Raw genomic sequence first — 12,398 nt, 5'->3', positions numbered from 1 at the left:
GCCGCGCGTCACGATTGGCCGATACGGCGCATCATCGCGATCAGCGCCTCGCGCTCCTTCTCGTCAAAGGCGGCGAAAAAGCGTTCCTCATGCAGCCGCACGCGGCGATCAAGCTCCACCAGCATATCCTGTCCCGCCGCCGTCAGAGAAAAGCGGACGAGGCGGCGGTCGCTGCCGTCCTCGCTGCGCCGAACCAGCCCGCGCTTTTCCAGTTGATCGAGCAGGGGGACCAGATTGGCCGGGCGCATCTTTGCCTCGGCGGCAATCTCGCGCTGTTTTCCCCCCGGGCTGCTCTCTATCGCGGCCAACACGGCGAAATGGATGGTGCGCAGGTCCAGATCCATCAGCGCGCTTTCCAGTTCGACCAGCGATTGGGCCGAAACCCGGCGCAGATGAAAACCGATAAGCCCGGAAAGGCGCGAAGGAGGAGGGGCCGAAGGACGCATGTCCAAGCCCTTGATCGTTTTGCGGCCCAAGACAAGCCTTGCCGTGCAATTTGCCGGGCTGCTTGTCAAACTCTGCGGCTTTGCCAAGTGGAGTGTCATTGCGGTTCCGCTGTTTCCTGTCCGTGGGGACCAGCTTTGCCGGGTTTGCGCGGTGTCACCTTTCCCTCCAGCGAACCGGCGAATGCTCTCTTAGCGAACGGGCGGGCTTGGCGCTGGACGCGGCTTTGTTTTTGCCGCCAGAACCGGCCGACGACCCGCCTCAAGAGCGCAGGGGACAAGAGCCGGATGACGGCCGGAGATAGAGGAGAAAGCCATGCAATATCGTTCGATCCTGCCGCTTGCCATGCTGGCGATGGCCGCGCCTGTGCAGGCCGCGCCGCAGCAGGCTCAGACTTGCGACCGGACCTGTCTGTCGGGCTTTATCACGCGCTATGTCGATGCACTGGCGCATCATCGCCCCGGCGATCTGCCGGTGTCGGCCAACCTGCGCTTCACCGAGAATGGCGCCGCCCTGCCGCTGGGCGAGGGCCTGTGGACCGGGGTAAGCGCGGTGGGCGCGCGCTATCGCTATGATTATCTCGATACGCAGGCCGGACAGGCCGCCGCCCATCTCGATTTTGTCGAAAACGGCAAGGCGGGGCTGATGTCGCTGCGGCTGAAAATAGTGAACGGACGGATTGCCGAGGTGGAAACGGTGGTCAATCGCGGCGCGGCCAATGCCGAACGCATGGTCCCGACCGAGGCGCTGTGGGATGCGCCGGAACCCGCCGCCACGCGCCTGACGCGCGCACAACTGGCGGCAGTGGCCGAGAGCTATGTTTCGGCGGTGGCCGCCAGCGACGGCAGCAAGGCGCCTTTTGATCCCGACACCTGCGTTCGGCTGGAAAATGGCGGGGTGATGGCGCAGACCGCCAACGATCATCCGCCCCAGCCCGGCCCCAATGCGGAATCGCCGGTGCCGTGGATCCGGCTGGTGGCATCAACGCTGGGCATGGGATGCGCCCGGCAATTGGATACCGGCATCTACAAATTCATCACCAGCTATAACAATGCCCGCTTTCCCGTGATTGATGTCGAGCGCCAGATCGTCTTTGGGCAATGGAATTTTCGCCGCCGGGGCGATGTGAAGGGCGTGACCTATAACGGGGTCTTCACCCCCTTTATGGAAAGCACCCAGTTTCCCAATGAAAACCTGTTGGGCCAGGCCTTCAAGATCCGCCGTGGCAAGATCATTCGCGTGCAGGGCGTGTTCCTGAACGCCAATGTCTATAAGGCGGGAACGGGTTGGGCCGGGGGCCATGACGGGCCGGTGGCCGGTCCGCGCTGATTGGCCCGCGCTAATTGATCCCTTCGGCGCGATAGCGGCCCGGTGTCATGCCGGTTTGCTTGCGAAACATCCGCACGAAATAGGAAGGTTCGGCAAAGCCGAGCGACAGGGCGATCTCGGCGGCATGGGCGGCGGTAAAACGCAGCCGCCGCCGGGCCTCGTCGATCAGGCGGTCGGTCAGCACCTGTTTGGCGCTGCGTCCGGCATAGCGTTGGCACAGCGTATTCAGACGCGCAGGCGTGGTGTTGAGCGCGCGGGCATAATGCGCGATGGTGTGCGTGCGGGTGAAGCGTCGCTCGACCAAGGCACGAAATTCCAGAAACAGATCGTGGTCGGCGCGGCGCGGCGGGGCGGCGGTGTGGCGGTCCTGATCGATGATCCGTGAGAGATGGACCAGCAGCAGGCGTTGCAGCGCCTCAAGGCAGATCGCCTGCCCATCGCGCGGGGCGGCGCTTTCCCGCTCGATCATCGCCAGCACATGGGCCAGATCCTGCGCCTGCGCCGGTTCCTGCGCCAGATCGACCACATAGGGCCGGGCCAGCAGGCGCGCAGCATCCACGCGCAGGGTCATCACCACCTCCAGCACGCGATGATGCCGGATCAGCGCCATCCAGCCGCTTGCCCCGGCCATGACCTCAAAACCATGCACGGTGCCCCCCGGTATGGCGATCAGGCAGGGCGCAGCCACTTCCCGCACCGTCCCGTCCAGCGTGACGATGCACGAGCCGCCCGTGGCCATCACCAGTTGCAGCATATCGTTGTGGCTGTGTGGGTCGATATGGGCGGGGGCCGCACTTTGCGGGCGGATCGCTTCAATCCGCATATCCTCGCGGCCGACCGGGGCCTGCAACGAGGGCAGGGACGGATCTGCTGTCATGGGCTTGCGAAAAGTACCATCATCGAGACTGTTTAGTCCATTTTGCGAAAAATCCTATCCGGTAAGTACCATGCAAGGCCCCGAACAATCGGGGCCGCGAGAGGATGTAAAAGGCATGGCCCATTTCCCCGACACAAGAAACTTCCGCCATTCCCTGCGCCCGCTGCGGCTGGAATGCGATATCATCGACCTGGAAGTCGAAGGCACAGTGCCGCCTGAGCTCAACGGCGTGTTTCACCGTGTTCAGCCCGATGCGCAATTCGCGCCCATTTTTGAAAACGATCAGTTTTTCAATGGCGACGGCCTGATTTCGCAATTCACGTTTCGCAACGGTCGGGTCGATCTCAAACAGCGCTATGCGCTGACCGACAAGCTGAAGGTGGAGCGCGAGGCGGGCCGCGCCCTGTTCGGCGCCTATCGCAATCCGCTGACCGATGATCCCTCGGTCAAGGGCATGATCCGGGGAACGGCCAACACCACGCCGATCGTCCATGCGGGCAAACTTTTTGCCCTTAAAGAGGACAGTCCGCCGTTGATCATGGACCCGGTGACGATGGAGACGCAGGGCTATGGCGATTTCAACGGCAAGATGCGCAACCAGACCTTTTCCGCGCATCCCAAGATTGACCCGATCACCGGCAATATGTGCAATTTCGGCTATGCGGCCACCGGCCTGCTGACCCGTGATGTGTCCTATATGGAAATTGACCCGCAGGGCGAATTGCTGTTCGAAACCTTCTTCGAGGTGCCCTATTACTGCATGATGCATGATTTCGCGGTGACGCGGGACTATGCGATCTTTCACCTCTGTCCGATCACGTCCAACTGGGACCGGCTGCGCGCCAACAAGCCGCATTTCGGTTTCGACACAACGCTGCCGGTCTATCTGGCCGTATTGCCGCGTGGGGGCAAGGCCGAGGATATGCGCTATTTCAAGGCGCCGCGCACAGTCTTTGCCAGCCATGTGATGAATGCCTATAACGAAGGCACGCGGATCACTTTCGACATTCCGCAATCGGAGGGCAATGCTTTCCCCTTCTTCCCCGACATCAACGATGCGCCTTTTGATCCGATTGCGGCGCGGCCGTACCTGCATCGCTGGGTGGTGGATATGGCGTCGAACAGCGACGAGTTTGAGCAGTTTGAGCGGGTCAGCGACCTGATCGGCGAATTTCCCAAGATCGACGAGCGCTATCTGGGCCAACCCTATACCCACGGCTGGATGCTGGTGATGGACCCCGACATGCCGTTTGAGGGCGAGGGCGTGCGCGCATCGGGCTTTCGCATGAACAAGATCGGCCATTTCAACCGCGCCACCCTTGAGGAAAAGACCTGGTTCTGCGGCCCGCAATCGCTGATTCAGGAGCCGCAATTCGTGCCCCGTCACAAGGATGCCGCCGAGGGCGACGGCTATCTGCTCGCGCTGGTCGACAATCAGGTCAGCAATTATTCCGAGCTGGCAATCTTTGAGGCGCTCGACATTGCCGCCGGGCCGCTGGCGCGGATCCATGTGCCGTTTCGGATGCGCAACGGGTTGCATGGTACGTGGGCGGATGCATCGGCGCTATCGTCGGCGGCATAAAGGAAAGGGCGGGGCCTTGCGGCTCCGCCCTCTCGGCTTTTACTTGTCGCAAGGGTGGCGGGCAAAGAAGTCGAAAATCGCGGGCATGGCGCGTTGCCATGAATCGCTGTGGCCGCCGCCCGCCACGATCATCAGGCGCGTTGGAATGCCTGCGCGGTCGAAGCGCCCCGCCATGTCGGCCATGCTTTCCAGCGGCGCGACCGTATCATTGTCGCCATGGACAAACAGCGCGGCCCTTGTCCCTTTGGCTCGGGCATAGGGATAGGACGAGGGATCAAACGGCCCGTCGCTGGGCGATAGGGCGCACCATGTCCGGGGCTGGTCCTGCGCCAGATGCAGCGTGCCTTGCCCGCCCATCGAATTGCCCATCAGATAGGGATGGGCAAGCGTGCCATAGGCGGTCCGGATCCGGCCGATGGCTGCAAACACGTCCTGGTGGGCCAGCGCCTGGTCGCGTTGGCTGCGCGGCGCAAGCTTGGGCGGCGGTCCGGTCAGCGCGCCGGGCTTTGGCCAGCGATAGGTGCCGCGCGGGGGCAGGCCGCTGCCTTCGACCAGCAACTGCGCGCCCCAGCCGCCTTTATGGCCGCGCGGCGAGAGGAGGATGTAATGATGAGCCCGAGCGGCGGCAAACAGCCGGTCGCGAAAGGCCGGGTCGCGATCAAACGGCCCATCCTCGTTGGCTCCGCCGCCATGGAGCATCACCACCAGCGGCCAATGGTCCCCCGGCCGCCAATCCTCGGGCACGAACAGGCGGTATCGGCTCTCTACCCCCGGCGCCAGCATAAAGGTCACCGCCTGATCGCCCACCGGAGGGGCGGGCGCAACCGGCCCGGCGGCGGCAAGCAGGAGGGACAAGGCAGTTTTGATCATCGTCGTGCTCCATTTTGCCGCCGATCCGGTCGGGCATTGATCAGTATTTGAACCGGACGCCGACCCGGAAGGCGCGGCCCGCCGTGTCATAGATCGTGGGATTGGTCGGGCTGGCGCTGACAGGAAACAGCGGCGGGGCCTTGTCAAATACATTGTTGACCACGCCGAAGAACTGCAACTTGCGCCGCCCGTCATTGATCACATCGACCGAGGCATTGAGGTTGAGATAGGCCACCGCGGGCACGTGGTTGTTGTTGATGGTAAAGCCGATGCCCGGACGCGGCGTGGCGCTGACGCCCTCCACGGCCAGCACGCTGTAAACGCCCTCGCCGATATAGCGCACTTCGGCGCCAACCCCGACCGGGCCCTTGCGATAGCCCAGATAAAAGCTGCCGTTCCACTTGGGGCGGCTCAGGCCATAGGTGCCCACCGCGCCGCCATCAATCGCGCCTGCATAGTCGATGGGGCCGTTGATGGCATCGTCAATGATCGTGTGGATCGTCTTGCTGGCCAAAGCCGACAGCGTGGCGCGCCCACCCGCCAGATTGAACCCATAGGACAGTTCGAAATCAAGCCCGCGAAACGCCCAGCGCGACAGGTTGATCTGCTTGATGGCGATGCTGGTGATTGATTTGCCGTCGGGGCCAAAGGTCAGCAGGCTGCACAGGGCCTGATTGCCGTTGTAACAGCCGTTGATGATGTTCTGGCTGGTCTGGGTGCCGATCACGCCGCGCACGTCGATGTTGTAATAGTCCACCGAAAAAGCGAGGCCGGGAACGAGCGCAGGCTTGAGCACGACGCCGAAGGTTTCGGCATTGGCCACTTCGGGTTTCAGCGCCGGGTTGCCCGATGTGATCGAGGTCACGCCCAGCCCGATGCCGGTGCCGCCAAGGAAGGGGTTGGTCAGGCCCGAGGGATTGCCGCCGACAGCGCCCGAAAACAGCTCGCTGATGTTGGGCGCGCGAATATCGCGCGAACGGGTGGCGCGGAAAGAAATTCCGTTGATCGGACGATAGACCCCGCCCACCTTCCATGTCGTGACCGCGCCGCTGGTGCTGTAATCGGTGCGGCGCACCGCGCCGTTCAGGTCCAGCCCGGCGCCCAAAATACTGTCCTTGAAGATCGGCGCCTGAATTTCTCCAAACACTTCCTTGACGTTATAGGATCCCACAAGCGGCTGCTGGTTGGTGGTGACATTGACAAAGCCGTTGGCGGCGGAAATGGCATCGACGCTCTGGTTGACGCTGGTGGTGCGATATTCACCCCCCGCCGCCATGGCCAGCGCGCCCGCAGGCAATTGCAGCAGATCGCCGCGCAGGATCGCGTTGACCGTGGTCTGGCCGACAGACTGGCGGAATGTCGCGGTGCTGGTGGCATAGGCGACGGCGGCGGCCGATGGCGATCCGCTGCCAAAGGGGTTGATCGGGGCGCAGGCCGGATCGTCATTGGTGGTGATGGCGTCCGCATTGATCCGGCACACCACCTGGCCGCCCGACACCACGCTGTCCACCGCATTGTTGAAGCGCGAGCGGACCAACTGATAGGGGCTGGTCTGGTTGTAGATATTGCGCCCGGTCTGCGCGGTCACTTCCCACGACCATGTCTTGCCGAACCTGCCGCTCAGGCCGCCGACGATGTTATAGGTCTCGTTTTTGCCCGAACTGGTGGCAAAACCGGCCGGGCCGATATCGTCCCATTCGCGGCCTAGCGAAAAGGTGTTGGTTGAAACCGCCGGGATTTGCGCAGCAATCCCCGCCAGCGATTGCATCGTGCGCAAATAGCCATTGTCGCCCCGGATGGTCAGCGGCAACGAGCGCTGGGGGAAGGAGCGGGTGGTGTTGCTGCTGGCGGCGTAAAGCGCCGAGGCCCAGAGTTTGAGGTGGTCGTTGACCTCAAATTCGGTGCGGGCCATCACGTTATAGCGCTCGATCGGCTGGGACAGGGCAATATTGTCCGCCAGATTGAGCGCATTGATCGGCCCGTTGGTCAACGTCTGCGACGATGTGGTCAGGCTGCCGAAGGGGAAGCTGTAGGGCGTGCCGCCCGCGCCAAATGCGGTGCCCCGCAACGAAGCGGGCGTGGCCCCGCCGACCCCGGTGATCAGGCCGCCCTGCGTGTAATTCGAGAAATAAACATAGGGAGAGACGATCCGCTGGGGCAGGCCGTTGGCGACATTGCCCGGACAGCCAAGGCTGGCCGAGACCGCTGTGCCCGCCGCGCCTGCGCAGGGGTTGGAATAGATCGCCGTGGCCTGCTGGCCCCATGGGCGGCTGCGCGCGTCATAGATCTCGTCGATCTTGTGATATTCGCCGCCAATCACGAAATGGCCGCGCCCGCCGGCATAATCGCTGCCCGCGATCAGGCCCAGCTTGGTTTCGGCGCGATCACCATAGGTGGTGATGCCCTTGGAGATTTCGCCTTCGATGCCCCTCATCTGCTTTTTGAGGATCAGGTTGACCACGCCCGCCACCGCGTCCGAGCCATAGCCCGCCGAGGCGCCGCCCGTGACGACCTCGACCCGGTCGATCATCAGCGATGGGATCAGGCTGAGATCGGACACGCCGGTTTGCGTGGTGGGCACGGCGCGCTGGGAATCGACCAGCAGCAGCGTGCGCACCGTGCCCAGCCCGCGCAGGTCGACGTTCTGGCTGCCTGCGCGCTGGGCCGGAGTGGCATTGGCAATGCTGGCGCTGGCCCGGACCGAAGGCAGGCTGTTGAGGATTTCGGTGGTCGAGGTCTGGCCCTTGGCCTGGATGAGATCCTTGCCGATGACCGATGTGGGCGCCGGGGCGTTGAAACCGGCGCGCGCGATGCGCGATCCCGTCACGATGATTTCGGCCGCCGGTGCGGCCTGCGGCGCGGATGACGCTTCCTGCGCGCCCGCGGCCGGGGCAAAGGCGGCAAGTCCCAGACCTGCCAGCACGATGCGTGAGGCTTCCCAATGGCGATTGGTTCCTGATTTGGCCGACATATTTCCTCCCGGTTCCAAAAGGCTCCCGATTGTTCAGGGCCCTTGTTGTCTTTGTTTTCCAGTGTGGGGATTGCCGGGGATTTCGTTTCCCGGCATTTCCTGAAGGGAACGGGCAAGTTCTCTCTTAGGGAACCGCCCGAAGGCCTTGCGCGGTCATCGATACCCCCCCGAAGCGCGGGCAGGAATTGACCAAAATTCGCGGGCAGCTATAAATCAGTTTTATAGAAAGAAACGCAGGGCGGGGGGCGAAGCCATGGAGATCAAGCAGCTTTCCGATTTTGTGGCGGTGTGCCGCGCGGGCAGTTTTGCTGCGGCCAGTCGGCGCATCAACACCTCGCAGCCGGGGCTGGGCTATCAGATCAAGCAGTTGGAAGCCGAACTGGATGTGACCTTGCTGGAGCGCCATTCGCGCGGAGTGTCGTTAACGCCTGCGGGTATTTTGTTTCTGCAAAAGGCGGAAAAGATCCTCGAGGCGGTGACCGAGGCGCGCGGGGCCATGGTGCCGTTTCGGGCGGGGCGGCGCGTTGCCCTGCGTATCGGCCTGTCGCCCACGCCCGCGCGCCTGGTGGGGCGGGCGATTGCGGCGCTCTGTGCGGATCTGCCCAATGTTGAATTCACCCTGCGCGAGGGCTATTCCGAAGATCTGATTGATCTGGCGCTGCGTGGCGATCTGGACATAGCCATCACGCTGAGCGACCAGCGGCGGCCCGGTTTCCGAATGCGCTCGCTTTATCGCGAGAAGCTCTGTCTGATCGGCAAACCGGCGGCGCAGGCGCTGCCCGATGGTCCCATCACCTTGCAGGATCTTTCGCATATCCCCATCGTTGCCGGGCCGCGCGGCCATATCGTGCGGGAAAGGTTGATGGCGGCGGCGCTGGCGGCGGGGATTGCGCTCAATATCGTGCAGGAGCTTGACCCCAGCGGGCTGCGCCGCTCCCTTGTGGTCTATGGCGATCAGCCGACGGTGGCCGCGCCGGGCGTGTTTATCGATGAATATGAACGCCAATTGCTGCAGGCATGGCCGCTGGAGCCATCGATCGGGCTGGATGTGACGATGCTGGCGGCAGCAACGGTTCCGCCCGCGCTGGAGGAGGCGCTCTGTGCGGCGGTGATGGCGGCGATGACGCCCTTTGCCGGATTGATGGACGCCATCGCGGCCTGATCGCGCAGGCTGCTATAAAACCAGTTTATAGCAGCCTGCGAATTTTAGGGCATTCCCCATTTTTGCCGTTCGATTAGCCCTGGGGCGCAGCAGGCCATTCCCTGCGCCCTGCCTTTGCGCATGGGCCGACCTGCTAATTGATCGTTCCAGACAGGATGGGCAATTTGAGCGACCTTCCCGAATATCCGCACCTGGCCCTGTATATCGACGGGGCGTGGGTTGGCGCAGAAAACCGGCACAGTCATCCGGTGGTGAACCCGGCCACCGGCGAGACCTTTGCGCAACTGCCTTTGGCCGATGCGGCCGACCTCGACCTGGCGCTGGCTTCGGCCGAGCGCGGCTTTGCGCTTTGGCGCCAATCGAGCGCCGAGCAGCGCTCCGCCGTGCTGCGCGGAGCGGCGACCTTGCTGCGCCAGCGCGGCGAGGCGATTGCCCGCTGCGCCGTGCGCGAACAGGGCAAGGCGATTGCCGAAGCGCGCGCCGAGGTGGCGATGAGCGCGGCCCTGTTCGATTTCTATGCCGAGGAGACGAAAAGGCTCTATGGCCGCCTCCTTGTCCGCCCCACTGGCCAGCGTTCGATGGTCACCAGCGAACCGATCGGCGTGGTGGCGGCCTTTGCGCCGTGGAATTTCCCCATCAACAATCCGGCGCGCAAATTGGGCGGGCCGATTGCGGCGGGCTGTTCGGTCATCCTGAAACCGGCTGAAGAAGCGCCCGCTTCGGCCATCGCGGTGGTCCAGGCGCTGCTGGATGCCGGCCTTCCCACAGGCGTGGTGCAATTGGTGTTCGGCGTGCCCGACGAGGTTTCGCGCCATCTGCTGGCCAGCCCGGTCATCCGCAAGATGAGCTTTACCGGATCGACCACGGTGGGGCGGCATCTGGCGCGGCTTGCGGCGGACCGCACGATACGCACCACGCTGGAATTGGGCGGCCATGCGCCGGTCATCATCTTTGACGATGCCGATCTGGAGCGCGCCGTGCCGCTGCTGGCGGCCTCCAAATTTCGCAACGCCGGGCAGGTCTGCGTGTCGCCCACGCGCTTTTATGTGCAGGAGGCGATCCACGACCGCTTCATCGCCGCCTTTTCCGAAAGGATGCGCGCCATCGCGGTCGGCGATGGGCTGAACCCGCAGACCACCATGGGGCCGATGGCCAATCCCCGCCGCCCGCTTGCCGTTTCGGCTCTGGTGGCCGATGCCGTTTCGCATGGCGCCAGGCTGGAACTGGGGGGTGAGGCTGCGGGTGAGGAGGGCTATTTCTGGCGACCCACGCTGCTCAGCGATGTGCCCGCCGCCGCGCGGATCATGCAGGAAGAGCCGTTCGGCCCGGTGGCCATGACCGCCCGCTTCTCCACCTTTGACGAGGTGGTAGAGCAGGCCAATCGCCTGCCCTATGGCCTTGCGGCCTATGCCTTTACCGAAAACGGGCGCCGCGCCAATCTGATCGCCGATGCGATTGAAGCGGGCATGGTCGCCGTCAACACCACCGCGATCGGCGCGGCCGACGCGCCCTTCGGCGGAGTCAAGGAAAGCGGCTATGGCGCCGAGGACGGTCCCGAAGGGGTCATGGCCTGCCGCGTAACGAAAGCGATCCATCTGGCATGAACACTCAACTCCCCCCTCTGCGCACCGGCGGCGCGCAAGGCTATTTGCGCATCGCCACCGAGGAAGCCTTTGCGATTCCCGAAATGGTCGAGATCTATCGCGGCATGCTGGCCGAACCGGATGTCGATCCGGGGGTGCAAAGTCTGCTGGGCTTTTATTTCACCCATGAATCGGAAAGGGCGCGCTGGGTGCGCGAACGTCTGCTCGATCTGGGCGAACAACGCATTGCCGATATGGACGAACGCGGCATTGATATTCAGGTGTTGGGCCTGACCTCGCCGGGCGTTCAGATGCTGGCGGCCGACCGGGCCACGGCTCTGGCCGAACTGGCCAATGACCGCCTGGCGCAGGCCTGCGCGCGCTATCCGGATCGCTTTGTGGGCCTTGCCTCCTGCGCCCTGCAGGAGCCGGACAAGGCCGCGCGCGAATTGGAGCGCGCCGTCACCCGGCTGGGCATGAAGGGGGTGATCGTCAATTCGCATACTTTGGGCGAATATCTCTCCGATCCCAAATTCTGGCCGGTGCTTGAGGCCGCCGAGGCGCTGGATGTACCGCTTTACCTGCATCCGCAAACGCCGCCCAAATCGATGATCGGCCCGATGGTCGAGGCGGGGCTGGACGGGGCGGTCTTTGGCTTTGGGGTGGAAACCGGCTTTCACGCGCTGCGCATGATCACGGCGGGCGTGTTCGATCGTTTTCCCCGCCTCAAACTGGTGCTGGGCCATATGGGCGAAGCTCTGCCGTTCTGGCTCTATCGGCTTGATTTCATGCATGGCGCACAGGTGCGTTCGGGCCGCTATGACGTGCTCAAACCCCTTCAGCGCGGCCCCGTTTCGGCCTATCTGCGCGAGAATGTCTGGATCACCTGTTCGGGCATGGCATGGGAACCGGCGATCCGCTTTTCTCAGGATGTGCTGGGCGTTGACCGGGTGCTTTACGCAATGGACTATCCCTATCAATGCCCCGCCGACGAAGTGCGCGCGCTCGATGCGATGGGGCTTGCCGATGATGACAAGAAGCGCTTCTTTCAGACCAACGCAGAAAACCTGTTCAAGATCGCCGGAGGGGCCGCCGCATGACCGAGCAACATCCGTTTTTCCCGCAGATGGAATATGCCTTTTCCATTGCGATCAAATTGTCCGGCCCGCCAACGCGCATTCAACCCTGCGTTACCGGGCAAAATCGCGCCATCATCCATATCACCGAGGGCACGATCACCGGCCCCATGCTGCAAGGGCGGGTGGTGCCGATGTCGGGCGCCGATTGGGCGCAGGTCAGGCCGGATGGCACGCTGGATTTCGATGCGCGCTATACGCTCGAACTGGCCGACGGCACGCCGGTCTATATGCAGAACCGGGGCTATCGCTGGGGATCGCCCGAGGTGATGGCGGCGCAGGCGCGCCGCGAGCCCGTGCCCTTCGACGCCTATTACATGCGCGTCTCGCCCCGTTTCGAAGTGCCCGATGGGCCGCATGGCTGGCTGGCCCGGCATGTGTTTGTCGGCGTTGCCGAAAAGCTGCCCGAGGGCAATGCGATCCATTATTTCGTGGTGCGTTGAC

At 63.5% G+C, this 12,398-nt stretch carries 10 protein-coding genes; 6 read left to right on the top strand and 4 right to left on the bottom strand.

Going from position 1 to position 12,398, the window contains the following annotated elements:
- Nucleotides 1–8: 8 nt before the first annotated feature.
- Complete coding sequence (locus PQ467_RS21570; protein ID WP_274176529.1) at nt 9–446, bottom strand: MarR family winged helix-turn-helix transcriptional regulator; 438 nt, start codon at nt 444–446, stop codon at nt 9–11.
- 313 nt (nt 447–759) lie between these two features.
- Here PQ467_RS21570 and PQ467_RS21565 point away from each other — a divergent pair, with 313 nt between their 5' ends.
- A complete protein-coding gene (locus PQ467_RS21565; RefSeq protein WP_274176528.1) occupies nt 760–1,773 on the top strand; it encodes a hypothetical protein in 1,014 nt (337 codons plus the stop codon).
- A gap of 10 nt (nt 1,774–1,783) precedes the next feature.
- Here PQ467_RS21565 and PQ467_RS21560 read toward each other — a convergent pair whose 3' ends face one another.
- Nucleotides 1,784–2,650: an AraC family transcriptional regulator gene (locus PQ467_RS21560; RefSeq protein ID WP_274176527.1), complete on the bottom strand. Its 867-nt coding sequence runs from the start codon at nt 2,648–2,650 to the stop codon at nt 1,784–1,786.
- Between the two features lie 115 nt (nt 2,651–2,765).
- On the opposite strand from PQ467_RS21560, the gene PQ467_RS21555 reads away from it, so the two are divergent.
- The gene (locus PQ467_RS21555; RefSeq protein ID WP_274176526.1) at nt 2,766–4,232 is read left to right on the top strand and encodes a carotenoid oxygenase family protein; all 1,467 of its coding nucleotides are present in this window, start codon (nt 2,766–2,768) and stop codon (nt 4,230–4,232) included.
- 39 nt (nt 4,233–4,271) lie between these two features.
- Here PQ467_RS21555 and PQ467_RS21550 read toward each other — a convergent pair whose 3' ends face one another.
- Nucleotides 4,272–5,102 carry a hypothetical protein gene (locus PQ467_RS21550; RefSeq protein WP_274176525.1) on the bottom strand — a complete coding sequence of 277 codons (831 nt, stop codon included), beginning with the start codon at nt 5,100–5,102 and terminating at the stop codon, nt 4,272–4,274.
- 40 nt (nt 5,103–5,142) lie between these two features.
- The gene (locus tag PQ467_RS21545) at nt 5,143–8,073 is read right to left on the bottom strand and encodes a TonB-dependent receptor domain-containing protein (RefSeq protein ID WP_274176524.1); all 2,931 of its coding nucleotides are present in this window, start codon (nt 8,071–8,073) and stop codon (nt 5,143–5,145) included.
- A gap of 253 nt (nt 8,074–8,326) precedes the next feature.
- On the opposite strand from PQ467_RS21545, the gene PQ467_RS21540 reads away from it, so the two are divergent.
- The 4 genes from PQ467_RS21540 to PQ467_RS21525 all read left to right on the top strand — a co-directional run bounded on the left by PQ467_RS21540 (nt 8,327) and on the right by PQ467_RS21525 (nt 12,397).
- Complete coding sequence (locus PQ467_RS21540; protein WP_274176523.1) at nt 8,327–9,235, top strand: LysR family transcriptional regulator; 909 nt, start codon at nt 8,327–8,329, stop codon at nt 9,233–9,235.
- Between the two features lie 164 nt (nt 9,236–9,399).
- A complete protein-coding gene (locus tag PQ467_RS21535; RefSeq protein ID WP_443193024.1) occupies nt 9,400–10,839 on the top strand; it encodes an NAD-dependent succinate-semialdehyde dehydrogenase in 1,440 nt (479 codons plus the stop codon).
- A complete protein-coding gene (locus tag PQ467_RS21530; RefSeq protein ID WP_274176521.1) occupies nt 10,836–11,918 on the top strand; it encodes an amidohydrolase family protein in 1,083 nt (360 codons plus the stop codon). The genes PQ467_RS21535 and PQ467_RS21530 overlap by 4 nt, the downstream gene beginning before the upstream one ends.
- A complete protein-coding gene (locus PQ467_RS21525; RefSeq protein WP_274176520.1) occupies nt 11,915–12,397 on the top strand; it encodes a DUF3237 domain-containing protein in 483 nt (160 codons plus the stop codon). The genes PQ467_RS21530 and PQ467_RS21525 overlap by 4 nt, the downstream gene beginning before the upstream one ends.
- Nucleotide 12,398 lies beyond the last annotated feature (1 nt).

Source organism: Novosphingobium sp. KACC 22771 (assembly GCF_028736195.1).
GTDB lineage: Bacteria > Pseudomonadota > Alphaproteobacteria > Sphingomonadales > Sphingomonadaceae > Novosphingobium.
Note: the sequence above shows the minus strand (reverse complement) of the source record. Positions and strands in the feature narration are given on the sequence as shown.